22 protein-coding genes are annotated in these 25,411 nt (G+C 52.3%); 14 read left to right on the top strand and 8 right to left on the bottom strand.

The features are described 5' to 3' along the window. Positions 1–14 precede the first annotated feature (14 nt). Positions 15–1,022: an aminoglycoside phosphotransferase family protein gene (locus CWI69_RS10990; RefSeq protein ID WP_157984269.1), complete on the bottom strand. Its 1,008-nt coding sequence runs from the start codon at positions 1,020–1,022 to the stop codon at positions 15–17. A gap of 90 nt (positions 1,023–1,112) precedes the next feature. Here CWI69_RS10990 and CWI69_RS10985 point away from each other — a divergent pair, with 90 nt between their 5' ends. Genes CWI69_RS10985 through CWI69_RS10960 form a run of 6 tightly spaced genes read left to right on the top strand, consistent with a single transcriptional unit; the run spans position 1,113 to position 7,720 of the window. Then, positions 1,113–3,392 (top strand): LPS-assembly protein LptD, encoded by a 2,280-nt coding sequence (locus CWI69_RS10985; RefSeq protein WP_126764318.1) that lies wholly within the window; start codon positions 1,113–1,115, stop codon positions 3,390–3,392. Positions 3,393–3,401: 9 nt separating this feature from the next. Further along, positions 3,402–4,694, top strand: a complete 1,293-nt coding sequence (gene surA / locus CWI69_RS10980; protein WP_126764316.1) for a peptidylprolyl isomerase SurA — start codon at positions 3,402–3,404, stop codon at positions 4,692–4,694. Continuing rightward, positions 4,691–5,683 (top strand): 4-hydroxythreonine-4-phosphate dehydrogenase PdxA, encoded by a 993-nt coding sequence (gene pdxA, locus CWI69_RS10975; RefSeq protein ID WP_126764315.1) that lies wholly within the window; start codon positions 4,691–4,693, stop codon positions 5,681–5,683. Before surA ends, pdxA begins: the two co-directional genes overlap by 4 nt. Continuing rightward, a complete protein-coding gene (gene rsmA, locus CWI69_RS10970; RefSeq protein WP_126764313.1) occupies positions 5,680–6,489 on the top strand; it encodes a 16S rRNA (adenine(1518)-N(6)/adenine(1519)-N(6))-dimethyltransferase RsmA in 810 nt (269 codons plus the stop codon). The genes pdxA and rsmA overlap by 4 nt, the downstream gene beginning before the upstream one ends. Beyond that, entirely contained in the window at positions 6,486–6,872 is a 387-nt protein-coding gene (gene apaG, locus CWI69_RS10965) for a Co2+/Mg2+ efflux protein ApaG (protein WP_126764311.1), read from the top strand. The genes rsmA and apaG overlap by 4 nt, the downstream gene beginning before the upstream one ends. A gap of 14 nt (positions 6,873–6,886) precedes the next feature. Further along, positions 6,887–7,720 (top strand): symmetrical bis(5'-nucleosyl)-tetraphosphatase, encoded by an 834-nt coding sequence (locus tag CWI69_RS10960; RefSeq protein ID WP_126764310.1) that lies wholly within the window; start codon positions 6,887–6,889, stop codon positions 7,718–7,720. On the opposite strand, the gene tyrS is transcribed toward CWI69_RS10960, so the two are convergent. Further along, the gene (gene tyrS / locus CWI69_RS10955) at positions 7,717–8,919 is read right to left on the bottom strand and encodes a tyrosine--tRNA ligase (protein ID WP_126764309.1); all 1,203 of its coding nucleotides are present in this window, start codon (positions 8,917–8,919) and stop codon (positions 7,717–7,719) included. The genes CWI69_RS10960 and tyrS overlap by 4 nt on opposite strands. A gap of 190 nt (positions 8,920–9,109) precedes the next feature. Here tyrS and CWI69_RS10950 point away from each other — a divergent pair, with 190 nt between their 5' ends. Beyond that, on the top strand, positions 9,110–10,504 hold the full coding sequence (locus tag CWI69_RS10950; RefSeq protein WP_241971103.1) for a peptidoglycan DD-metalloendopeptidase family protein: 1,395 nt from the start codon (positions 9,110–9,112) through the stop codon (positions 10,502–10,504). Between the two features lie 2 nt (positions 10,505–10,506). Further along, positions 10,507–11,649, top strand: a complete 1,143-nt coding sequence (locus CWI69_RS10945) for an anhydro-N-acetylmuramic acid kinase (protein ID WP_126764308.1) — start codon at positions 10,507–10,509, stop codon at positions 11,647–11,649. Between the two features lie 11 nt (positions 11,650–11,660). Here the strand turns inward: CWI69_RS10945 and pepQ are convergent, their stop codons facing one another. From pepQ to CWI69_RS10930, 3 genes are all read right to left on the bottom strand, one after another. After that, complete coding sequence (gene pepQ / locus CWI69_RS10940; RefSeq protein WP_126764306.1) at positions 11,661–12,974, bottom strand: Xaa-Pro dipeptidase; 1,314 nt, start codon at positions 12,972–12,974, stop codon at positions 11,661–11,663. A gap of 93 nt (positions 12,975–13,067) precedes the next feature. Next, a complete protein-coding gene (gene erpA, locus CWI69_RS10935; RefSeq protein WP_126764304.1) occupies positions 13,068–13,415 on the bottom strand; it encodes an iron-sulfur cluster insertion protein ErpA in 348 nt (115 codons plus the stop codon). 55 nt (positions 13,416–13,470) lie between these two features. After that, positions 13,471–14,157 carry a DUF6776 family protein gene (locus CWI69_RS10930; RefSeq protein ID WP_126764302.1) on the bottom strand — a complete coding sequence of 229 codons (687 nt, stop codon included), beginning with the start codon at positions 14,155–14,157 and terminating at the stop codon, positions 13,471–13,473. Between the two features lie 58 nt (positions 14,158–14,215). On the opposite strand from CWI69_RS10930, the gene hemJ reads away from it, so the two are divergent. From hemJ to hemL, 3 genes are all read left to right on the top strand, one after another. Then, the gene (gene hemJ, locus CWI69_RS10925; RefSeq protein WP_126764301.1) at positions 14,216–14,644 is read left to right on the top strand and encodes a protoporphyrinogen oxidase HemJ; all 429 of its coding nucleotides are present in this window, start codon (positions 14,216–14,218) and stop codon (positions 14,642–14,644) included. Positions 14,645–14,744: 100 nt separating this feature from the next. Then, positions 14,745–15,758 carry an aspartate carbamoyltransferase gene (locus CWI69_RS10920; RefSeq protein ID WP_126764299.1) on the top strand — a complete coding sequence of 338 codons (1,014 nt, stop codon included), beginning with the start codon at positions 14,745–14,747 and terminating at the stop codon, positions 15,756–15,758. A gap of 21 nt (positions 15,759–15,779) precedes the next feature. Then, complete coding sequence (gene hemL / locus CWI69_RS10915; protein WP_126764298.1) at positions 15,780–17,069, top strand: glutamate-1-semialdehyde 2,1-aminomutase; 1,290 nt, start codon at positions 15,780–15,782, stop codon at positions 17,067–17,069. Positions 17,070–17,097: 28 nt separating this feature from the next. Here the strand turns inward: hemL and mrcB are convergent, their stop codons facing one another. The 3 genes from mrcB to pepB form a co-directional block, all read right to left on the bottom strand. Continuing rightward, the gene (gene mrcB / locus CWI69_RS10910; protein WP_126764297.1) at positions 17,098–19,353 is read right to left on the bottom strand and encodes a penicillin-binding protein 1B; all 2,256 of its coding nucleotides are present in this window, start codon (positions 19,351–19,353) and stop codon (positions 17,098–17,100) included. Between the two features lie 81 nt (positions 19,354–19,434). Further along, positions 19,435–21,918: an ATP-dependent helicase HrpB gene (gene hrpB / locus CWI69_RS10905; RefSeq protein WP_126764296.1), complete on the bottom strand. Its 2,484-nt coding sequence runs from the start codon at positions 21,916–21,918 to the stop codon at positions 19,435–19,437. Further along, positions 21,919–23,214, bottom strand: a complete 1,296-nt coding sequence (pepB, locus tag CWI69_RS10900) for an aminopeptidase PepB (RefSeq protein ID WP_126764294.1) — start codon at positions 23,212–23,214, stop codon at positions 21,919–21,921. A 69-nt stretch (positions 23,215–23,283) separates the two neighbouring features. Here pepB and sfsA point away from each other — a divergent pair, with 69 nt between their 5' ends. The 3 genes from sfsA (at position 23,284) to gluQRS (ending at position 25,386) form a co-directional block, all read left to right on the top strand. Beyond that, positions 23,284–24,006 (top strand): DNA/RNA nuclease SfsA, encoded by a 723-nt coding sequence (gene sfsA / locus CWI69_RS10895; RefSeq protein WP_126764293.1) that lies wholly within the window; start codon positions 23,284–23,286, stop codon positions 24,004–24,006. A 74-nt stretch (positions 24,007–24,080) separates the two neighbouring features. After that, the gene (dksA, locus tag CWI69_RS10890; RefSeq protein WP_126764292.1) at positions 24,081–24,533 is read left to right on the top strand and encodes an RNA polymerase-binding protein DksA; all 453 of its coding nucleotides are present in this window, start codon (positions 24,081–24,083) and stop codon (positions 24,531–24,533) included. A gap of 1 nt (position 24,534) precedes the next feature. Next, positions 24,535–25,386, top strand: coding sequence for a tRNA glutamyl-Q(34) synthetase GluQRS (gluQRS, locus tag CWI69_RS10885; protein ID WP_126764290.1), 852 nt, complete (start codon positions 24,535–24,537; stop codon positions 25,384–25,386). Positions 25,387–25,411 lie beyond the last annotated feature (25 nt).

Raw genomic sequence — 25,411 nt, 5'->3', positions numbered from 1 at the left:
CATACTCCTCGTACTTAATCTAATGCCGCCAAGGCGGGCAAAATTCGGTCTTTTAAAATTACGCGAAAATCTTCGAATTCCGCGTAGATAGCAGCAACATCGTGGAGATATGCCAAATTTCGTGGAATATCCTGCACGTATCCCGGGTTACCGTCACGGCGATAACGGCGTGCAAACAAGCCACTTGCATAAGCGTGGCGTTGTAAGCCCATTAAATCGAACCAGCGCTGCCAGATTGCAGCATCTGCATCTAACCCCAAATCCTTACGCTGATTGCGTAGGTAATCGTAACATTCTGCCGCCAGGCGGCGCACCTGGTCATCTGGCCAGCGCACATAGCAATCACGCAGTAAACTCACCACATCATAAGTGATCGGGCCTACTACCGCATCATGAAAACCCGTGTAAGCAAGGGATTTATCGCCCTGAACCAGCACATTCCGGGCGTGAAATTTTCGGTGCACCCCAACTTGCGGCTGTGCTTCAGCATTGGCAATCAATGCCGCACAAAAGTCCTTCCAGACCTTTTCCTCTGCGTCACTGAACTCAAGCCGTAAGTGAGCCTTTACTAACCACTCGTACATCAGATCCAGTTCAGCCTGCAGTTGCGCGGCATCGAATTTAGGTAAAGGACCGTTTTGGGTTTCAGTTACCGTCATAATATCGGCAAGATCGACGAAGACTTTGGCATACCACTCACTAAGCGAAGCTTCACTTAAGTGGCTCAATAGCAAGCTTGACCCCAAATCAGTCATCAGCATGAAGCCGCGCTGTTCGTTCACTGCTACTAACTCCGGAACGGCAACATCGCGCTCGCTATAGGCATCTGCCACTGCCAGATAATTATTCAGTGCCGCCTCAGTATTCATGGTATCAATGGCAATCAGGCTACGTAGTCCGTCGTGGGTACGGTAATAACGCCAGGGCCGGGCATCACCGAAAACCGGCTGCAGATCTTGCTGTGGATACCCGGTCACGGCCTCGCACCACGCCTGCAACTTTACTTCTCGTTTATTTTCCACGCTATTTCCTCGCTCACAAATGGCAGGCAAAGTAAATTTGCTTTATCATACCTTCCACATTGTTAAGGACAAAGTTGAGTCATCACTAACATGCATTTATTCACTCGCGGAGCCTGCTGGGGCATAAGCCTCTATCTATGCGGCACCACTGTCGCCGCAGCGCAGGCTCAGGACAACGCAGAATTTCTCAGCCAGTGTCCGGTCCGTGCACCATTATTCCAGTTAGATGAACTCAAACCTATCCGTAACCTTAGCACCGATGCCATCGGCGTCCGAGCCAATCAAGCTGACATTGATTCGCAAACTTCAATTGCATCATTTACCGGCAATGTCGAAGTCCAGTTCAACGACCAATACCTGTTGACTGAACAAGCTACTGTGAACCAAGCAACGGGCAATATCAATGCCAGTGGCGCGACACGTTTCACTGATGGCTACGTGCAGGTAGCCAGTGAGAACTTCCGGCTTAATTCGGGCACCAACCGCGCCTATCTGGCGGGTGCCGAATATCAGCTTATTGATACCGGCGCCCATGGTACAGCAGAGATCCTGTCTATTGCACCGGAGCAGGTTTTACTCGAAGGTTCTACCTTCACTACCTGTCCGACCGATGATCCTGCATGGCAACTAAGTGCGCAAGAAATCAGCATCAATGAAGACGAGGCCTGGGGTGAAGCCTGGCACGCCAAGTTTGAACTGTTCGGGGTGCCAGTGTTGTATGTACCCTATCTGAATTTCCCAATTACAGATGAGCGCAAAACCGGCTTTTTATTTCCGACCATTCGCTCTTCACAGAAGAACGGCTTTGAATTTGAGCTGCCTTATTACATCAACATCGCACCAAACCAGGATGCCACCATTACTCCCCGTTACATGGCTGAACGTGGTTTGCAGATGCAAGCAGAATATCGGGTTCTCACCGAAGATGGGTTCGGACAACTCAATCTTGCCTATCTGAATGAAGACGAAAGTTTAGCGACATCCGACTCACGCTACTTATGGCGGGTCGAGCATGAACAGAACTGGAGCCAGCACTGGCGCTCCTATATTAATGCATTAGATATTAGTGACGATGACTACCTGAATGATTTTGGCAGCGATTTTGCCGGTCGTGCCGATGCGCAAATCTACCGTCACGCGCGCCTGGATTATCTGGATGACAACATACACGTCATGTTACGAGCCGAAGATTTTGAGATTTTAGGCAACTATCGTTCACCTTTTCGCACCGTGCCGCAGATTGTCGGCCAGGCTGAATGGCAAGGCCCCAGCATACTGTCGTATGGTCTTTTCTCTGAGTTGACCCATTTTCGTAATCAGGAAGATAGTAGCGAGTATGCCTCGCGCTTCCACATCGAACCGCAGGTCAATCTCTCGATCGAGGAGCCTGCCTACGACTGGTTAACTGAGCTTAGCTACAGTTACACCTATTACGACCAGGCCGCCAACGAAGCGGGGTTAAGTGAGAACCCGTCGCGCGGCTTACCACAGTTCCGGATGCGCGGCAGACTAAATCTCGAGCGTCAGTTTAATTGGGATAACGCCAACTACCGGCAAACCCTGCAACCGCAAATACAGTACTTGTATGTGCCCTACCGCGAACAATCCGACATTGGCATCTATGATTCAACGCTGATGCAGGATGATTACCGCGGCCTGTTCCGTGCCCGTCGCTTTTCCGGGCTTGACCGTATCGCTGATGCCAATCAGGTCACCATTGGTGCCTCAACCAGCGTATTCAATCAGAGTGCGCGGGAGTTGATGCGCTTTAGCGTCGGTCAAATTTATTATTTTGATGATAGCCGGGTAAATCTTTTTGATGAAGCGAGCCAGGTCTCTGACGACCGTTCCGACCTGGCGTTTGAAGCGCGGTTCCGGCTGGGGCAGCGCGTGTTTGTGAACGGGGCGGTGCAGTACGACCTCGAACAGGAAAGTACCCGTAAGAGTCAAACTGCGGTTGAGTATCGCGTCAATGAGAGTAACCTCGTGCAGCTAAGTCATCGGCAGGTGACCAATATTCTTAACGATGATATCGAACAATTGGGCTTGCAGACGGTCTACCAAGTGAATACGAAATGGCAACTCGCCACGAATTGGTACTACGATTTACAGCAGAAGCGTACCAACGATGCACTTCTTGCGTTACAGTACAACGACTGTTGTTGGGCTGTGCGAGTCAGTGCTTACCGTCGTGTCAATCGCAATCTGGAATTACAACAATTTGATCCATTATCGGGTGAACCTGAGTTCGATAATGGGGTCAGTATACAATTCATAATTAAGGGGCTTGGCTCTGACAATGGTAACCTGCTGGAACTTATCGAGCAGAGCCTGTTTGGCTATCGCCACCCGTTTTATTTAAGCAACTAGGTAGTTTTCATGAACAAGATGTTGAAGATAGTGAGCATTGCATGGCTGGCAATCGCAAGCAGCGTAGTATCTGTGCAGGCCAATGAAGTGCTCGACCGTGTCGCAGTTATTGTAAATGACGGCGTGATTTTGCAAAGCGAAGTCGACGCCATGTTGGCACAGATCAAGCGCAACGCAGCCGAGCAGGATATGAGTTTGCCCAGCGACAAAGTGCTGCGTGTGCAAGCTATCGACCGTTTAGTGCTGCAGGAAGTGCAACTGCAAATCGCCCGCCGTGCGGGTATCGAAGTCAGTGACGCACAACTAGAGCAGACTATCCAGGGGATTGCCCAGGAATCAAACCTGACCGTCGATCAGTTACGCAATGAAATCGAACGCCTTGGTAGTACCTGGTCAAGCTACCGTGAATCGGTACGCAAGGAAATGATGTTAGGCGAAGTTCAGCGCGGCGCAGTACGCGAACGCGTTTATATTTCACCGCAAGAGATTAATAACCTCTCGCAAATGCTTGAAGAGATGAACGAGAAAGAAGTCGAATACCGCTTGAGTCACATCCTCGTTGGTTTGCGTGACGGCAGTGGCAGTGATGAAGTGCAGGATGCCCGCGAACGTGCGGAGCAACTGCTTGAACTACTACGTAAAGGCGCTGACTTTGCCGAAACCGCCGTATCGTCCTCATCAGGTTCACGGGCGCTGGAAGGCGGCGACCTGGGATGGATGAACATCAATGCCATGCCAACTTTATTTGCCGAGGCTGTACGTGACAAACGGAAAGGCGATCTGATTGGTCCAATCAAAAGTGGCGTCGGCTTTCACATTCTGAAAGTTGCTGATACCCGCGGTTTAGAAACCGTGGAAGTTGAAGAAGTAAATGCCCGTCATATTCTTTTGCAGCCATCGGTGATTCTCTCTGATAAGCGTGCCAAAGAAAAACTGGAAGAAATTCGGGCGCAAATCGTCGCTGGCGAAGCAAGCTTTGAAGATATGGCTCGCGAGCACTCTTCAGATCCAGGCTCAGCCAGTCAGGGCGGCGACTTAGGTTGGTCACAGACCGAAGTTTATGATCCTGCATTTAAACGAGTCGTCGATAACGCTGAAGTTGGTGTCATCAGTGAACCATTCAAGTCGCAGTTCGGTTGGCACATTGTGGAAGTTCTCGATCGCCGTATTCAGGATGCGACCGAGCGCAGTAAGCAAAATCGCGCATACCAGTTGTTATTCCGCCGTAAGTACCAGGAAGAGCTGGAAAACTGGCAACAAGAGATCCGCGACCAGGCATACATCGAACAGGTTGTTAAATGAGTCTGAAGCGTATCGCCTATAGTTCTGGCGAACCGGCCGGTATTGGGCCTGACATTGCGTTGTATCTGGTACAGCAGTTGGTACAACAGCAATGGCCCTGTGAACTGGTGATACTTGGCAACAAGCAACTCCTGCAAGACCGAGCCCAACAGCTCGGTCTTGTCGTTTCCTGTGAAGACTATGAGCCCAGCCGACCGCCGCAATTGTGGCCGCCGGGCACCCTGCTGGTCGCAGAGCATGAACTCGCCGCACCAGTACGCGCCGGTCAACTTGAGCCTGCCAACAGTCATTATGTTCTGGATTTGCTGCGCCACGCCGGCGAAGGCTGCATGCGTGGAGAATTTGACGCGGTCATGACGGGCCCGGTACATAAGGGTGTGATTAATGATGCGGGTATCGTTTTTAGCGGCCATACCGAGTTCTTTGCCCAGCTCAGTAACACCCGCCAGGTCGTGATGATGCTTGCCACGGAAGGACTCCGCGTGGCACTGGTTACTACGCACTTACCCTTAAGTAAGGTTCCGGCAGCCATTACCCAGCCACTGATTGAAAGTGTTACGGAAATCGTCGCCAGCGAATTAAGTCTGCGTTTTCAGTGCCAGCGCCCGAAGCTATTAATGTGCGGACTGAATCCTCACGCCGGCGAACAGGGCCACCTCGGCCTCGAAGAAATTGAACATATCGCGCCTGCGCTCCGGACATTGCAGGCACGAGGCATTGACGTCAGCGGCCCCTGGCCGGCAGATACTGTATTCCAGCCACATTATCTGGAGACTGCCGACGCAGTGATCGCCATGTATCACGATCAGGGCCTGCCCGTGCTAAAATACCGGGGCTTCGGCAATGCCGTAAATATCACCCTCGGCTTGCCCTTTGTTCGCACTTCGGTCGACCACGGCACCGCCCTGGACAAGGCCGGCACTGGTACGATTGACATTGGCAGTGCCTGCTATGCTTTAGAGACCGCATTAACCATGGTAACGGAATGACAAAAACGCATTTGGGACACCGCGCACGTAAGCGCTTTGGACAAAACTTTCTGCACGACACCTTTGTGATTGATGCCATCGTCGATGCAATTAATCCGCAAAAGGACGAGCAGCTGGTCGAGATAGGCCCCGGACTTGCCGCACTTACCGAGCCGGTTTGTGACCGTATTGACCACCTGACCGTGGTAGAGCTTGATCGCGATTTGGCCGACCGGCTGGAGCAGCACCCGTTTTTACAGCAAAAACTCACTGTTTACCGTGGCGATGCCTTAAAAACTGACTTCCATCAGTTTCAGCAGGATGGACAGAAATTAAGAGTGTTCGGAAATCTTCCGTACAATATCTCCACCCCAATTATCTTTCATTTGCTGAACCAGATGGATGCCATCGCCGACATGCACTTTATGCTGCAAAAAGAAGTGGTGGACCGCTTAGCAGCTGAGCCAGGCACTAAAGCTTACGGTCGACTAACCGTAGCAGTGCAACAGGCTTGTATGGTGGAACCCGTGCTAGCGGTGCCGGCCGGCGCGTTTACGCCGCCACCAAAAGTGGAATCAGCAGTGGTGCGACTGACGCCTTACACTGAGCCGCCGCACCCGGTACACGATTTCAGAACCTTGCAAAAACTTTGTCTGGTCGCGTTTAATCAACGCCGCAAAACCATCCGCAATAACTTGAAACAGCATATTGCCGAGGAACAACTCGAAGCTTTGGGTATCGACCCTGGCGCACGTCCGGAAACACTATCAGTGGCCGACTTTTGTCGCCTTGCCAACTGGTATTATGAAAACCAAGGTGCCTTATGAGTGATACGACGCGCACGAACAACATCCGAATTGAAGTAAAAACCCATTACCTTGCCGCCCAGTCGGCGCCGGATAATGGTCAATATGTTTTTGCTTATACCATCACCATCAGCAACGATGGCGAACAAACTGTGCAACTGCTCAACCGCGCCTGGCGCATCACCGATGCGGATCATAAGATCACCCGGGTAGCAGGCGACGGCGTGGTCGGCCAACAACCACATATCGCCGCCGGTGAGTCCTTCAGTTACACCAGCGGAACGGTACTGGCGACGCCAATTGGTACCATGGAGGGACACTACGGCATGGTGGCGGCTGATGGTGAAAAATTTGACGTCGAGATCCCATCATTCCGGCTCGCTGTGCCGAATATTCTGCACTAATTCCGGAGCACCTGATGGCACGCTATTTTGTTGGAGATTTGCAGGGTTGTGTCAGTCAATTTGATGAACTGCTGGCAGCAGTAAAATTCGATGCCCGATTTGATGAGCTATGGGGCGTCGGCGATTTTGTCGCCCGCGGTCCTGATTCATTAGCCTGTTTACAGCGTTTGCGTGATTTAGGCAGTGCGGCAAAGTGTGTACTTGGTAACCACGACCTGAACCTGCTCGCAGTATTAACCGGTGTGCGTAAAGCCAACCCCAAAGACCAACTTGATGCGCTGTTGTCGCTACCTAAAGCCCAGAAGCAGGAATGGATTGAGTTTTTGGTCCAGCAACCCTTGTTACGACAGGTTGATGACGTCGTCATGACGCATGCGGGCATTTACCCACAGTGGTCCCTTGCCGAGGCAGCGGAGCTTGCTGAGGAAGTCAGTGTCAGTTTGCAGCGCGCCTGGCGCCATCAAAAGCTTAGCCAATGGCTGCAAACCATGTATGGCAACGAGCCGCCATGCTGGTCGCCAGAGTTAGCTGGCCCCGAGCGTATCCGCTTTATAATTAATGCCTTTACCCGTATGCGTTTTTTAGACGCAAAACAATGTCTGGACTTGCAGGCGAAAGGTACACCCTCGAAGGAAACAGAAGCTGAAGGGCTGAAACCCTGGTTCGTGTATTGGCAACCGCAACCAGTTACGCTGATTTTTGGTCACTGGGCGGCACTGCAGGGCAACACCGGACGCGATGACGTTATAGGTCTCGATACTGGCTGTGTCTGGGGTGAACATATGACGCTGCTGCGCTGGCCTGATGGCCAGCGCTGGCAGGCAGAAAATCCTGAGGCGGCGGGTTAAGCTACGCTGACCCGCGCAAACTTGCGCTTACCAACCTGGTACACAGCTGAAGTACCGGTTGCAATCATTTGCTTGGTATCGGTAACTTTTTCACCATCTATTTTCACCGCGTTCTGCTTGATCATCCGCATCGCATCAGAAGTCGAGTTGACTAAGTTGGCTTCTTTCAACAGATAGCAAATACCTATCTCACCCTCTGGTGCAGCTACTGTCACTTCCGGCATGTCATCGGGAATTGCATTTTTACTGAAACGTTGCACGAAATCTTGTTCCGCTGCATCCGCCGCCGCTTCGTCATGAAACCGGGCAATGATTTCTTTGGCCAGCAACACTTTGAAATCGCGTGGGTTGGCACCATCTCTGACCGCTTGCTTAAATTCTGCCAGCTCTTCTAACGGCCGGAAACTCAACAATTCAAAGTAGCGCCACATAAGTTCGTCAGATACCGACATCAGCTTACCGAACATATCGTTCGCTGGCTCGGTAATGCCGACGTAATTGCCCAGCGATTTAGACATTTTTTGCACACCGTCCAGGCCTTCAAGTAACGGCACCATAATGACCGTTTGCGGAATTTGCCCTTCATCTTTTTGCAGTTCGCGCCCCATCAGCAAATTGAAGCGTTGATCCGTGCCACCAAGCTCGACATCTGCGCGTAATGCGACTGAATCCCAGCCCTGCACCAGCGGGTACAAAAATTCATGAATAGCTATCGGCTGACCGCTCGCATAACGTTTTTTAAAGTCATCACGTTCCAGCATGCGCGCGACGGTTTGCCGTGCCGCCAGTTTAATCATGCCATCAGAGCCCAACTCATTCATCCACTCTGAATTAAAGCGGATCTGGGTTTTGCTCGGATCCAGAATTTTAAAAACCTGTTCTTTGTAAGTTTGCGCGTTGGCTATCACATCATCACGTGATAACGGCTTTCGGGTTACGTTTTTACCCGTTGGGTCACCGATCATGCCGGTAAAATCACCGATCAGGAAGACGATGTCATGGCCCAGGTCCTGGAATGCCCGCATTTTATTAATCAACACGGTGTGACCAAGGTGTAGATCGGGCGCTGTCGGGTCAAATCCGGCCTTGATCACCAAAGGCTTGCCTTTTGCGAGCTTATCTTTAAGTTCGTCGGCGAGCAGAATTTCTTCTGTACCTCGTGCTATCTCTGCAAACGCATCCGCCGCTGATTTTGTCATTACTTTCATACTCCTAAGCTATAGACACTGACCCGGTATACTTCCCGAAACGGTACATTGTATGCTATTTAACACGGTCTTTTAAGCGGAAATAAAGGTAAAGCGACTGGAAAAAGCTTGCACTTCGTATTATTCTGCGACAAGAACTAGGGGAAATCGAGCTTTCCAACGCGCTAACTTCAGGAAGTATATGAAGGTATTAACTCTAAGAATGGCAGGTTTTCTTAAACAATTGCCACGACGTCACCAGCTTTTATTGTCGGGGGTCTGCCTCGCGACGTTAATTGTCATGTTGCTGCCATCAGAGCAAGCGACCGCGTCGCGTAATACCTCTGATCCTAAGCTTGCTGACAAACAACTCATTTTAGGTGAGCGCTTTGAGATCCCGGTCAAACTCAAAGATCAAATCACGGCACCGGCAACATCAGCAGTGCAGCTTAAGCCTGCGGTCGACTCAACTGCAGCCGCAGACACCATTGCGGTACAGGAACCTGTTGAGCCTGCGGTCCAATGGAGTGGCTACGAAGTCAAATCCGGCGACAGCCTGGCACGCATCTTTGACGTGATGGGGTTTACACCCCAGCAACTTTATCGCTTAACGCGCGATAAACAAGCCAATAAATACCTGCTAAAGATTCATCCGGGTGATACCTTGCGTTTCGCCAGGGATGCTGACGGCCAACTGTTGCAGCTGGCCTATCAGATTAGCCCTATCGATACCCTCATTGTCAGCCAGACTGAGCAAGGTTACGCCAGCGAGATCGATACCAAAGAAGTGCAAATCCAGGAAGCTTTCGCTTATGCGGAAATTGAGTCCAGTTTCTGGAATGCCGGTATTAACGCAGGCTTAACCGAAAACCAGATCATGAGTATCGCCAACATCTTTGGTTGGGATATCGATTTTGCCCTCGACTTACGCAAGGGCGATGAGTTTTCGGTCATCTATGAAAAAGAATATGTCGACGGCGAATTTGTTGGCTACGGTCGCGTACTCGCTGCTGAATTCGTGAATCAGGACCGTAAGTTTCAGGCCATATTGCACAGTAATGGCGACTACTACGCCACCAACGGCAATGCTATGCGTAAATCATTTTTGCGCTCGCCGGTGAAGTTTACCTATATCAGTTCAAGCTTTAACCCGCGTCGCCTGCACCCAGTTACCGGGCGCGTGCGACCGCACAATGGCATCGACTACGCCGCCAATGTTGGTACGCCGGTCATGTCCTCGGGTAGCGGCAAAGTCATCGCCAGTGCCTACAATAATCTGAACGGCAACTATGTCTTTATCCAGCACGGTGAGCGTTACGTCACCAAATACCTGCATTTGAGCAAACGTACAGTAAAACGCGGTGACCGCGTAAAACAAGGCGACCTGATTGGTCGTGTTGGTGCCACTGGCCGGGTCACCGGTGCTCACTTGCATTATGAATTTCTGGTCGACGGGGTGCATCGCAACCCGCGCACCGTGAAGTTCCCAGAGGCCGAATCACTGACCGCAAGCGAAATGCCAGAGTTCAAGCAAATTGCTGAACAGCGTTTAGCGATGCTGGCAGACAATAAGCGCGTCTTCCTGGCCATGCGCTGATTATGAGCGATCAGCTCTATATTGGTCTGATGTCAGGCACCAGCATGGACGGACTTGATGCCGTGCTGGTCGACTTCAGCAGCAGCCAACCCAAGCTACTACACCACTACTGCCAAACTCTTCCGGCAGACTTAAAAGCTGAGTTACAGCACTTGTGCAGCCCTGGAAACAACGAATTGCACCGCCTGGCTACGGCGGATCGGCAATTTGCTGAATACAGCGCCGAGGTTGTTATTAACTTGCTGCGGCTGGCGAAGACAAAGCCTCAGGCCGTTGCCGCTATCGGCAGCCATGGGCAAACCGTTCGCCATATGCCTGACGCCCTGACGCCCTACACCATGCAACTTGGCGATCCCAATACTCTGGCCGCGCTAACCGGCATTCCCGTAGTGGCAGATTTTCGCCGCAAAGATATCGCCTTAGGTGGTCAGGGAGCGCCGTTGGTTCCGGCATTTCACGAAGCTTTGTTCCGCCAGCGTATAGCTAAAGGCAGTTCAGCTGCAGTGCTTAACCTAGGTGGTATAGCAAATATTACCGTACTGACGAACGCGGATAATCAGGTAACGGGTTTTGATACCGGCCCGGCCAATACCTTGCTGGACCTCTGGTACCAGTTACAGCACCCGGACTCGGACGTTGGCTACGATGCTAACGGGGCTTATGGCGCAAGTGGGAAGGTTCTTGCTGAGTTGCTTGAAGCCATGCTCGCCGATGACTATGTGCAGCAGTCGCCGCCAAAAAGCACCGGGCGCGAGTATTTTAACTACGACTGGTTACTCGGCTACCTTGAGCGCTACGGTGAAGCAGAGCAGACCTGGCGTGGCGAAGATATTCAGGCTACCCTGGTTGAATTTACTGCCGCAACGGTAGCTAAGGGGCTGACACAAAGTACTAAAGCACCGGTCAGTAATGTCTTCGTCGCTGGCGGAGGCGCCTTCAACAGCCATCTGATGGCACGATTAGCGGCGCACTATCCTGAGGCTGACTGGCAAAGCGTTACGGCCTTAGGCGTCGATCCACAGCATTTGGAAGGGATGGCCTTTGCCTGGCTGGCACAGCAGTACATGCTGCGCCAACCTGGTAATCTTCCGGCAGTGACGGGCGCTAGCCGCGCCACTGTACTCGGTGGACTTTTCCTTCCTTAAGCTGGTTTACCTCAGGCATCCAGTTTCGCGAACGCATCGCGGGTAAGGTTTTCGTTGTTACCTTCTGCACCCACAACAATACTGTCCTCAATACGCACACCGCCATAAGGGCGCAGCTCAGCAATGCGATCCCAGTTCAGTTCTTTCGCGTCAGCATGCGCTTCCAGTAACTGATCGACCACATAAAGTCCTGGTTCGATAGTAAAGACCTGACCTTCTTCCACTGGACGTAACAATCGCAAGAATGGGTGACGCGGATCGCGATCAAAGGTATCACCCCGATCATTACGCAGGAAACCGCCAACGTCATGCACCTGAAGTCCGATAAAATGACCGAGGCCATGCGGGAAGAACGCACTAGTGAAGCCTTGCTCGTAAATGCTTTGTGCGGACCCTTTGACGAAGCCGAAATCACTTAAGATCTGAGCAACTTTGAGGTGTTGAGAAACATGCAGCTGGTAATAATCGACGCCGGGCTTGATTTCAGTCAGCAAGTCTTGCTGCGCAGTGTCCATTGCCGCCACCAAATCAGCAAAGAAGCCATCTTCACGGGCGTAAGTGCGGGTAATATCCGCACAGTAACCATTGTAGGTCGCGCCAGCATCAATTAAGAAAGAGCGGCTCTCGGCCGGCGCTTTAGTCTCATAAACGTCATAGTGCAAAATAGCACCGTGTTCGTTCAGACCTACGATGCTGTTGTAGGGTAACTGGCTCTCGCGAAAATTAATTTCTGCAAGATAGGCGTGATGGATTTCAAGCTCGCTTTTACCTGCCAGAAACGCATCACGCGCGGCCAGATGCGCACGAGTAGCAAGTTCATTGGCAAGACGCAGATTTTCCACTTCCCAATCGGTTTTGATCGCTCGATGAAAGTGCAGATGGTCAAGCAGTGCCTGCGGATTATGTGCCTGCACCTGCCAGCTCGCCACGGGCTCGGCAAAATCTTCACCGATAAAGGCCGCATCGTAGATTTTACTGCCGAGCTTGCTCGTTAATTGTGCTAAATCGTCAATCACCACAAGTTCGAAGTGGTTCTGCCATTCAGCGGGTTCAATTTTAACCGGAGCATGCCAGAAGTCGCGTGCCTGAAACAGAAACAACACAGGCTTTTGCCCACGTTCATAAAAAATCGCACTTTTTGGGCTTTCAGTAACAGGTAGCCAATACTTGAACAGAGGATTCACTTTAAACGGCGCAGGATTATCGTCAAGAAAGGCAACTCGCGGTTGGCCCGCGTAAATTAATACTGAATCGAAGTTGGTGGCAGCCAGTGCCGCATCAAACCGCGCTTGCACTGTTGCTATATGTGCCGCATAAGAACTCATAGAATACCTCCCCTGCAAATGAAGAAGGCATTCTAACGTAAAGCTGACAGGAAGGCATCATTCACTCTACTTACGAGCAATGATGATATTGGCTTAAACGGCGAAGCTTGCACCACAGCCACAGGTGGTGGTCGCGTTAGGGTTCTCAACAAAGAAACGTGCCCCTTGCAGGCCTTCTTCGTAATTTACCGTACCGCCAACCAAATACTGCAAACTCATCGGGTCAACCACCAGGATGACACCGTTCTTCTCAATTTCCATATCGCCCGCGTTTACTTTCTCATCGAACGTAAAGCCATACTGAAACCCTGAACAACCACCACCTGTTACGTACACACGCAGCTTCAACGCAGGATTTTCTTCATCTGCGATAAGGGTTTTCACTTTATTTGCGGCTGCCTCGGTAAATTGGATAGGCATCGCTTGCGCTGCATCAGTCATTCGTTTACTACCTCCGATGGTTAGAACGCTATTTTCTCGTACCTGAGTAAAAGGGTCAAGTATTGCCGGCGGGCGTCTGCGCCAGCTCGCTCCACAAAAACGTACGTTCCAGCAAAGTATTTCCTGTTCCTTCTAAATTCACCCGTACATCAATGCTTTCCGGCTCAAAGTTTTCAGGCAAGCGAAAGCTGCCGGTTTGTACTTTAAAGTAACGCATACTAAATTCTTTCTCGCTGTCGGGCAGTTCGGCTAACTCAAACAGATCGAGTACAACTTTATCGCCATTCAATAAGCCATTTAAGGTTAAGCCCAAAACGCCTTTTACCCCGCCACGCTGACGATCCGTCTGCACCACCGCCAAACGAAACTGATAATGCCCGGACTGTCGCAACGGACGCAGTTCAAAGGCGTCGATCACCACCCCTTGAGCTTCCAGCTCCGGCGCCATAATTTTTTGGTAAAACGCGAGTTCACGCTTTAATGCCAGTACTTCGTCCTGCCTTACCGCAAGGTCTTGCTGCAACTGTTCACTGGCGGCACGTTCAATACCTAATTCGACTTCGGCAATGTGCTTCTCATAGTCCGCTGTTTCAACTTGCTCGTACAAGCGTTCAACCTGGAGCTCAAGGGTGTTTACGCGCTCCAGTAAATACCAGCTTTGCCCGGCGCCAATAAGGTACCCTAAGGCAAGCGAGCCAATAGCAGCTCCGACAATTAAGGTAAATTTTTGCTTCTCATTCATGGCGGCTCTTCTTATCATGGAACGCACGACATGCTACGCAGCTTACAAGGAATAGACAATGACTTTACTCTGGGTGAAAGCCCTGCACATCATCTTTATGGTGGCCTGGTTCGCCGGAATTTTCTATCTGCCGCGCTTGTTTGTCTATCACGCCCAGACCGAATCAGCTGAAGTCAGTGCCCAGCTTAAAGTGATGGAACGCCGCTTACTCTATTTTGTCACGCCTTTTGCCGTGTTGACGCTGGTGTTTGGTCTCTGGTTAATCGTCGCGTACGGCAGCGCATGGTTTGCGGCAAGCGGCTGGATGCATATTAAATTGCTCCTGGTTGCCTTTTTATATGCGTACCATATCTACTGTTTCAAGTTGCTGGCTGACTTCCGCCACGACCGCAATCGCCGTAGTCATAAATTCTATCGTATCTTTAACGAGATTCCGGTACTCGCTCTGTTCGCTATCGTATTGCTGGCAATACTCAAGCCATTTTAGTGGCGAACATTCTTTTTAGCTGCGCTATCTGCTAGTATAACGGTCCAGTGTTTGATCAACTTTTCGCTACTCTTTTTGTTAATCACTGAGGCCGCAACACATGAACTTCACTGGCGCCAACATTCTTTCTGTTGACCAATTCAATCGGGACAGTATCGACGAGATCTTCGCAGTGGCAGACCGCATGCTGCCCTACGCACGTCGACAAAAACGCACGCGCGTGCTCGATGGAGCGATTCTCGGTAACCTGTTTTTTGAACCTTCAACACGTACCCGGGTGAGTTTCGGCACCGCATTTAACCTGCTCGGTGGCGAAGTTCGGGAAACCACCGGGATGGAGAGTTCAGCGTTAGCCAAAGGCGAATCACTGTATGACACCGCTCGGGTGCTCAGCAGCTACAGCGATGTTATTGCAATGCGCCATCCAAAATCCGGCGCAGTTGCAGAATTTGCCGAAGGTAGCCGCGTCCCTGTTATCAACGGTGGTGACGGCGCCAACGAGCACCCGACGCAAGCCCTGCTTGACCTTTACACCATCAAAAAAGAATTGGCGTATCATGGCCATACTGTCGATGGTATGCACATCTGTATGATGGGCGACCTCAAATTTGGTCGTACGGTGCATTCACTGTCGCGACTACTGGCGCTGTACGATAATGTGCGTTTCACACTGATTTCACCACGCGAATTAATGATGCCCGACAGCGTTATGTCTGCGCTAAGCAACGCTGGTCATGAAGTTAACGTGACCGATCAGGTCAGTGGCAGCTCAGATGCTGACATTATTTATCAAACGCGCATCCAACAAGAGCGTTTCACCTCGCCACAAGAAGCGGATCAATACCGTGGCAAGTTCCGCTTAAACAGCGAGATTTACACCAAACATTACAAGCCCAACACGGTCATCATGCATCCGTTACCGCGCGACTCGCGGGCGGAAGCGAACGAACTTGATAATGATTTGAACCAAAATCCTAATTTGGCCATATTCCGTCAAGCCGACAATGGCGTGCTTATTCGAATGGCGTTGTTTGCGCTCACCCTTGGCGTGGTCGATCAAGTCCAGGACTACGAATGCGAAGTCAACTGGTACAGCGACAAACGCAACGTCTAACTCACAGTAAAGAGGATCACGATGTCTCGATCTGAAGATTTATTTGCCCAAGCTCAGCTCGCCATTCCCGGCGGCGTTAATTCGCCCGTACGCGCCTTTAACGGTGTCGGTGGCTCACCTATCTTCATTGAACGCGCTGACGGTGCCTACATGTTCGATGCCGATGACCAACGTTACATTGACTATGTGGGTTCCTGGGGCCCGATGATTTTAGGTCACAATAACGCTGCGATTCGTGAGGCCACCCACGCGGCAGTAGAGCGCGGACTAAGCTTTGGTACGCCGACGTCTAGTGAAATCACCATGGCGGAGAAGATCAAAGCCTTAGTACCTTCCATCGAGAAGGTGCGTATGGTTAACTCGGGCACCGAAGCCACTATGACCGCAATCCGCCTGGCGCGTGGCTACACGGGACGCGACAAGATCCTTAAGTTTGAAGGTTGTTACCACGGCCACGCCGATGCTCTGCTGGTTAAAGCGGGTTCGGGTTTATTAACGCTTGGCGTACCTAACTCGCCGGGTATTCCGGAAGATTTTGCCAAACACACCCTGACGGTCACCTTTAACGACCTTGATTCGGTCCGCGCTATTTTCGCTGAACATGGCAGCGACATCGCTACTATTATCGTTGAGCCAGTGGCCGGCAATATGAACTGCATTCCGCCCGCACCAGGCTTTTTAGAAGGCTTACGCGAGATTTGTGATGACTATGGCAGCGTATTGATTTTTGATGAAGTGATGTCAGGTTTCCGTGTTGCGCGTGGTGGCGCACAGGAGTTTTATCAGGTCACACCTGACTTAACCACCTTAGGTAAGGTCATCGGTGGCGGCATGCCAGTGGGTGCTTTTGGCGGTAAACGTGAAATCATGGATTACATCGCCCCGGTAGGTCCGGTTTATCAGGCCGGAACCTTGTCGGGCAACCCTGTTGCTATGGCCGCCGGTCTTGCCGCGTTGTCACAGCTCGATGACGAGCAACTTTATCCGCAACTCAACGCTAAAGTTGAACGTTTAGTTACCGGGCTGCAAGAGCGGGCCGACGCTGCCGGGATTCCATTTACCACCAATCGCGCGGGCTCTATGTTTGGCTTCTTCTTCAGTACGGATGCCAAAGTGACAAGCTATGCTCAGGCGACGCAGTGCAATATGGAGCATTTCCGTAAGTTCTATCACAGCATGCTGCGCCAGGGGGTTTATCTGGCACCATCGGCATTTGAAGCCGGCTTCATGTCCGCAGCTCATACTGATGCGGACATTGATGCCACCTTAGCAGCCGCAGACGTCGCTTTTGCCGAGTTAAAGCAAGACTAAAGTCATTGTCTTAGTGGTGGTGAGGAGTTTAATCAAAAAGCTTCTCCCACCACGAACGTTCCTCAAGCTCACCTTCACAGTTCACCTGTTCCGGCAAGTTCTGCGGATACGCCGGAAAGCGTCGTTGCTCCGGGCAATCCAGCGGAATGACAACACCCGTCTGCGGATGGAAAGCACTCAACTGCAGAGGTTCTGGCGGTTGTGTCGCCAACGCCCGCACCCCGAGCTGACTGTAAATTTCTGCAACTACGGGTAAAGCTCCGGAACTACCTGTCAGGTGAATAGGCTGATTATCATCCCGGCCAAGCCAAACAGTCACCAGTTTGTCCTGATCGTAGGCCACAAACCAGCTATCCCGGTAATCATTTGTGGTGCCACTTTTGCCCGCCAGCGCGTCAACACCGAACAGTTGTGCCAGTGCTTTACCTGTGCCTTCATTGACCACACCGCGCAGGCCGTAATTAACCAATGCCGTGGTTACCTCATCAAAGACTTCATAGCCCGCCGGTGGACGGCGCTGATAAAACTCAATACCACGGTGATCCGTCAGTGCCTGAATCGTCGCAAAGCTGCGGTAACGACCCTGCTGGGCCCACACACCGTAAAGTTCAGTGACCTGTAGCGGTGACAGCTCGACTGAGCCCAGGGTCAATGACGGAACAGCCGGAATGGGCGTGTCGATTCCTGCCGCAGTCAACCTGGTAACGATTGCCGGAATGCCAACGCTCATACCCAGGCGCACCGCAGGAACATTGCGCGACTGCGCCAGCGCATCGTAAAGCATTAAGCTACCGCGAAACTCACCGTCATAATTATTCGGGCTCCAGATGGTCCCGTCGGCCTCCTGCAACTCCATCGGCCGATCTTCTAAAATTGTACCCAGATGATAACCACTGCCTTGTTCCAGCGCCAACCCGTAAATGGTCGGTTTTATCAGTGAGCCAACTTGCCGCATCGCCATAGTGGCGCGATTGAAACCCACTTGCTGCGGCTTGCGGTCACCGACCAGTGCGACCACACTGGCATGTTCCGGTTCGGCGATGACCACTGCCGCCTGTAATTCCTGCGCCTCGCTCAACCGTGGTAACTGATTGGCCACACTGGTCTCAGCTATCTTTTGTGCCAGTGGATCAAAGTAGGTGAATACCCGCAGTCCCTGCTGAGCCCAATCCTTAGGTACATTGAGCTGACTCAATTCGGTTTTGACCTGAGCAAGGTAATGCGGTGCCCAGGTTTGCCCGACGCGCGGTCCCTTAGGCACCACCAATGGTTCATCAAGAGCTGCCAGGTACGCCGGTTGTGACAGCAAATCCTCAGCGAACATGAGCTGCAGGATCATATCGCGGCGCTGCTTAACCCGCTCCGGGTAACGATGCGGATTATAGTAAGAAGGGCCTTTAACAATAGCCACCAGCATCGCCATTTCCGCTGGTTTCAGTTCTTCTACGGATTTACCAAAGTAAAACCGACTTGCCAGCCCGATGCCATGTATCGCCCTGCCACCGTCCTGGCCAAAGTAGATTTCATTAAAATACGTTTCAAGGATTTCATTTTTGCTGAAACGGAAGTCGATGATGAGCGCCATCAATGCTTCATTCGCTTTACGCCAAAGGGTTTGGGCGCGCGTCAGATAAAGGTTTTTAACCAGTTGCTGAGTAAGTGTGCTGCCACCCTGCACGGTTTCCATGGCGACAATATTCGCCAGTGCCGCGCGGCCAATCGAGCTTAAGGAAACCCCTGCATGATGATAAAAATCGCGATCTTCTATCAGCAGCAAAGTTTCGATTAACAGATTAGGAACCCGTTCCAGCCCCACCAACAGCCGGTCTTCACCCTTATCACCGGTAACCTGACCGAGCACCAGTGGGTCGAGCTGAAAACGATTTAGCGGTCGCCCATCAGGTAAACTCACGACCCCACTCACACGCCCATTAGCAAAGCTTACCCGCACGCGTTGCGCCATCTCCGGACCGGACGCAAAATCAAAAGGTCGACGATGGATCTCCAGCTGATTGCCGTTGCGGCGATAGGTCCCACTTTGCGCTAAGTCACTGGTTTCCAGATAACGCAACTGCTGCAGCTCTGCCAACACCTGTGACAGTCGTAACGGCGCGCTGGGTTCGAAGGTCAGCGGGCGGGCGTAGACGATGGCCGACGCCTGGTAGCGTTCGCTGGCGAAACGCTTGGTCAGCGAACTGTCGAGATAAATGGCGTAAAAACCAAGCGTAATGATCACCGCAAGGGCAAGCTTGGCCAGAGTCTTTAGCAAAAAGCGCATCGGCATCTGTGTTCCTGTTTCAGAGACTCACTAGGATACTGTGCTTTTTCGCTATGTGTACCCTTTCGCTGATAATTTTCGCTAAATTTAAAGAAAGCGATTGGTCTTACGGGTGGCCAGCGCTTGTTGCGGGTCATCTGGCCACGGATGTTTGGGGTAGCGGCCTTTCATTTCCTTTTTCACCTGCTGATAAGCATTCTGCCAAAAGCTTGCCAGATCGCTGGTGCGCTGCAACGGTCGGCCCGCAGGCGATAACAACTCCAGCGTTAAGGTCACCTCGCCGCGGCAGATGGTGGGTGATACTGGCGCGCCGAATACTTCCTGCAGTTTCAGTGCGACACTGGCTCTGACGCTGGTTGCCGCATTCGTTGCACTCTCAGCTTCATCAGCGTGGTAGTGGATACGATGGCGGTGACCACTTGGCGCAACCCAATGCTGAGGACAAAGTTCATCGAGCAACTGCTGTTGCTGGTAATTAAGCCGCGCCAGCAGTGCTTGCGCAGGAGACCAGCGCCGCAACTCCTCGAGGTTTTTGATCGCCTGCCAGTAAGGAGCCGCCCACACTGTCAGCTCATTAAGTAAGGTAGCATTACTGAAATCAGGCCAGGCCTGCTGCTCATGTGCTGCCAGGTGTTTTTGCGCAAGCCGCAAACGAGCTAATAACTCCGTCACCGACTGCCAGTTAATCACCTCACTGTTATTCGCCTGCACGTAGTTAACCAGCAGCTGTACCCGCTCAGCATTACCTGGCTGTACTCTGGCGGCGCGCTGGGCCACCAGCAAGGCGCCGAGCCGTTGCACTTCGACGATTTCAAAGCGTTGCTTAGGACCACTAAGCTGCAATTCTTGCTGCCACGCCAGGGTCAATGCCGGGTGCTGCAAATCGGCCGGAGTTAATGGCAAGGCACAGCCGATGATGGCATCCGACTGTGCTTCACTGAAATTCATGGTCAGTACCAGCAACCACTCATCACCGCCGCGGCCATCGGCATGATGGAATTTTGCGCCACCGCCGTATGCCATGCGATAACTGGTACCCGGGTTATTCGCCTCACCGCGGCGGCGGGCGATGCGGTCGCCATAGCCCCAAAGTGCTAACCCGATAGCTGCGGCAGCTGACAGATCAGTGACTGATGATTTTACCCGAAACTTCTGGCACCAAAACTTCCAGCGCTTACGCGCCTCGCCCTGTAACTTTTCCGCACTAAGAGGAAACTGCTCTGGCTGCCGCGGCGGATGCTCAAGTTGGGCCAGCAGTAACGCAGCTTCACCACGCCGCTTTTCACTTTCCTGTTCGACCGCAACAGCAATGCGGGCAATACGCGGCTCCGCGCCATAACTTGCCACCCGCTCGCCTAAGCCCGTCAACTGCTCCTGCCCATCGAGGATACCCAGCGCTTTTAACTGCTGATTAGCGACCTGCACATGCACGGCGTTCGGTGGGGATAAAAACTGCAAATCCTGCAATTCAGATCCCCAACGCTTGGCTTCCAATGCGGCGCTACTGAGATCATCAGTGACCAGAGCCGGATCATCGTAGTCACGCATACTCTGCTCGTCGCTCTGACTCCAGAGCCGGTAGCATTGCCCGGGACCAAGCCGGCCAGCCCGCCCGGCTCGTTGTGTTGCGGATGCTTTACTGATGCGCTGTGTCTGTAAGCGACTGATGCCATGCCGGGGATAAAAAATCGAGCGCCGCTCGCGACCACTGTCGACCACCACATCAATTCCGGGAATGGTGAGACTGGTTTCGGCAATGTTAGTCGCCAGTACCACCTTTTTTTGGCCTGCAGGTAGCTCCCGTAATGCGGCTTGTTGGGCAGCCAGAGGTAGCTGCCGGTGTAATGGCAACACTTCGGCAGGAAGTTGTAAGCGCTGATGCAACTGGTGGATTTCACGCCAGCCCGGCAAAAACACCAGCACTCCGCGCTCGGCAGTTTGTAAAGCTTCACCGATGACCTGGGCACAATGGGGTAGCCAGTCATGCCCCGCTTTCGGGGGCCGATGATGCAGAGTAATCGGATGCTGCCGCCCCGCACTTTGCAGAACCTTAGCATCACCCAACCAGGCAGCAATAGTTTGTGCAGGTAATGTGGCAGACATAATTAACAAACCCAGATCAGGTCGCAATGGCAAAGCCTCAAGCAGCATCGCCAGACCAAGGTCACTGAATAAATTACGTTCATGAAATTCATCGAAAAGCACCACAGCAACATCGCGTAGTTCTGGATCCTGCTGCAGGTACTGGACAAAAATACCTTCGGTGATCACCAGCAGCCGGGTATCCGCCTGAAACCTTTGCTCACCACGGACATGGTAGCCAACGCTTTGACCGACGGGTTCATTGAGTTGTTCAGCAAGATAATGAGCGATGGTAATCGCAGCCAGACGCCGTGGCTGTAGCAGCAGGATCCGCTGCTGTTGCCAATGGCCCTGCTGCAGTAATGCTAATGGAAGGTAAGTGGATTTACCGGCGCCGGGCGGTGCCTGTAGTACCAGCTTAGCACCATCAAGCTGCGCCAGAACCTCAGGAACCAGCGCAGCAACAGGCAAATCTGTGGGGGTGTCCACTTAGTCGTTAGCAGATTGCAACAACGCCGCTATGGTACGCATACCCAGCGCTGTTGCGCCCGTTGCCCACATGGCGTTGGCACTGTTGTGGTAAGCACCGGCTATATCGAAATGCAGCCAGCCTTTCCCTTCATTTGGCGCAAAACGTAACAGGAAGCCCGCTGCGTTACTCGCGCCGCCAGCACCGCCACCTTTTTGCGGCCGACTATTAGCACAATCCGCAAACGCCGAAGGAGTATTTTCTTTATGCCAGTTATGCAGTGGTAGTCGCCATAGATTCTCACGTTGTTGCGCCGCAGTGGCTAAGGCTTTGTTGGCCAGCTCATCGTCGACACTAAACAGCGCATTGTACTCGTTACCTACGGCCATCTGCGCCGCACCAGTTAAGGTAGCAGCATCCATCACCAGTCTGGCGCCGACTTCACCGGCGTACTGCAAGCCATCGGCGAGAACCAGCCGACCTTCGGCGTCAGTATTGACCACTTCCACGGTGGTGCCATTTTTGTAGGTGATAACGTCACCGAGTTTATAAGCAGTACCATCAATCAGGTTTTCTGCACAGCACAGCACCAGCTGTACCCGTTTTTGCAAGCCTTTTTGCATGGCCAGACCAAGCGCGCCAGCTACTGTTGCGGCACCGCCCATGTCGCACTTCATTGCTAACATGCCTTCGCTTGACTTGATGCTGTAGCCACCCGAGTCAAAGGTAATGCCTTTACCAACCAGAACCACATCAACAGGCGCATCGTCCTGTTGGCTGGGATTGTAATCAACAATCAGCATACACGGCTTGTGCTTGCTGGCACGGCCTACGGTGTGAATGCCAACCCAACCTTCATCAAGCAGCTCATCACCGGAGATAACCCGGGAGCTGACATGTTCTGGCGCGATAGCTTCGAGCTTTTCCGATACGCGTTTTGCCAGGGATGCCGGGTAAATATCCGCAGGTGGCAGGTTCGTCAGCTCGCGCGACCAGTTCACCAGCTCACGCATAGATCCCAGAGTATCGGCATCACTGGCCCACTGGATCGAGTTTTTGCTGCGAGTGTCTGTATAGCCGTTGGCAAACGCCCATTGCCGTTCGAAATCCCAGTCGTCGCCCTGCAGCTGTACTTTGCTCACGCCGAGTGAATCCAGCTGCCGTCCGGCTTTTTGAATCTTTCGTAAGTTTTCCGCTTCGTCACTACCGACATAAATGGTCGCGCCCTGCTCGCCCATAATTACGGCGGCACTCTTTTTCCAGGCGGCGTCAGAAAATTCTTGCTTAACAACAAATACGGCTAATGCAGTAGACATGCTTTACAGCTCCCATTAAGGTTGCGAATCAATTTAAGTATATCGTATTGCAACTATATGAGGCTGGCAATGCAGTTTGACAACCCTTTGCGCGAGGCTTTTTTGGTCCGCCGCTACAAGCGTTTCCTCGCCGATGTCTACCATCCGGACTGGCCTGAACACGCTACGCCAGAGCAAGCATTGACCGTCCACTGCCCAAATACAGGCGCTATGACGGGCTGCGCCGAAGCAGGCATGCGGGTTTGGTTAAGCGCTTCAGCAAACCCTAAGCGCAAGTACCGCTACACCTGGGAGTTGGCCAGAACTGCAACTGGCGCGCGCCTTTGCGTCAACACTCAACGGGCCAACGCGGTCGTCGGCGAGGCGCTGCAAACAGCTTTATTTGAAGGGATCGGACCCTTAACAGAACTTCGCGCCGAGCAGCGTTACGGCTACGATAACCGCCGGATTGACTGGCAGGGTATGGATAGCGAGGGCCAGCGGATTTTTGTTGAGGTTAAAAGTGTCACTTTGGCCGAGCAGCAGCAGGGCTACTTCCCCGACACAGTAAGTAAACGCGCAAGTGAGCACTTACATAGTCTGATCGACATGCGCCGTGACGGGCATCGTGCTGCGGTAATCTACTGTGTGCTGCATAGTGACGTTAACACTGTGCAGGCCGCAGCACATATTGACCCGGGCTATGCTGCCCTCGCTGTTGAGGCTAAACAGCTGGGGGTTGAATTTTATGCACTGCAAACCGATATAACGCCGCAAGGCATTTATGCAGTTGGCGAATTACCCAGCAAATAAAATTGCGAAGGGTCTGGCTTTCTGGTATATGTACCGACCTTTTTTGAAGAATCATCTCATACAGGAGATCCACAATGCCTCAAGGAACGCCGAAAAAAGCTCATGGCATTTTGGCACAAGCTGGCTTAGAACCTTATCAGGAGAAGCCAAACGAAGAGTACATGAACGAAAAGCAGCGCGCGCACTTCCGAAAAATTCTGGAAGTATGGCGTAACCAGCTGCGCGAGGAAGTGGATCGCACCGTGCATCACATGAAAGATGAAGCGGCTAACTTTCCTGATCCCGTTGATCGTGCTGCGCAAGAAGAAGAGTTCAGCATCGAGCTACGCACCCGCGACCGCGAGCGTAAACTGATCAAGAAAATCGAAAAAACGCTGCAAAAAATTGAAGCAGATGACTTTGGTTTCTGTGATTCTTGTGGCATCGAAATTGGTATTCGCCGGCTCGAAGCCCGGCCTACAGCTGACCTCTGTGTCGACTGCAAGACCCTGGCGGAAATTAAAGAGAAGCAAATGACCGGCGCCTGATATGGCGACAGGTCTCCCGTATTGCGGACGCTTTGCCCCGACCCCGTCGGGGCCTCTTCATTTTGGCTCGCTGGTGGCTGCTGTAGCCAGCTATCTCGACGCACAAGCGCATGCCGGCCGGTGGTTGGTACGCATTGAAGATGTCGATAAACCACGCGCCGTTGCCGGCGCTGCCGATACTATTTTAACTCAGCTTGACCAGCACGGCCTGCACTGGGATGGCGATGTGTGGTATCAATCTGAACGTGACCCGGCCTATCAGGATGCGCTCGAACAGCTACACGCACAGGGTTTGACCTACTTCTGCACCTGCACGCGCAAACAAATTAAGGCACGCGGCGCCCATTACACCGGCTACTGCCGCAACCGTCAGCGACCTGCAACCGGCAGCGCCGTGCGTTTTCGAAATGACCAGCCAACTACCAAATTCAACGACCGTCTGCGGGGCGACGTCACTCTCGAGCCACTGTTTGCCCGAGAAGACTTCCTGTTGTTCCGGCGTGACCAGCTGTATACCTACCAGCTTGCGGTGGTCGTCGATGATCATGCCCAGGGCGTTACCGATATTGTCCGTGGCGCAGATCTGTTAACGGCGACCAGTTGGCAACTGGCGTTGTGGCGGCAACTCAGTAACCGCGAACCACGGTTTGCCCACGTGCCGCTGGCGCTTGATCCAAGCGGGCGTAAGCTCAGTAAACAAAATCACGCGCCAGCCTTACAGGCCAACAATGTTCCAGAGCAACTCGGCGCGGCGTTTGATTTTTTAGAACTTACTGGTATTGAGCCAAGTAACTCAAGCGCTGAGTTATTGCAGCAAGCAACCATAGCGTGGCGGGCAAAGTATCTTTCCTGATGCTTCAGTACCCGCTACAATACGC

It is taken from the genome of Pseudidiomarina halophila, from assembly GCF_003987215.1.
GTDB classification, from domain to species: domain Bacteria; phylum Pseudomonadota; class Gammaproteobacteria; order Enterobacterales; family Alteromonadaceae; genus Pseudidiomarina; species Pseudidiomarina halophila.
Note: the sequence above shows the minus strand (reverse complement) of the source record. Positions and strands in the feature narration are given on the sequence as shown.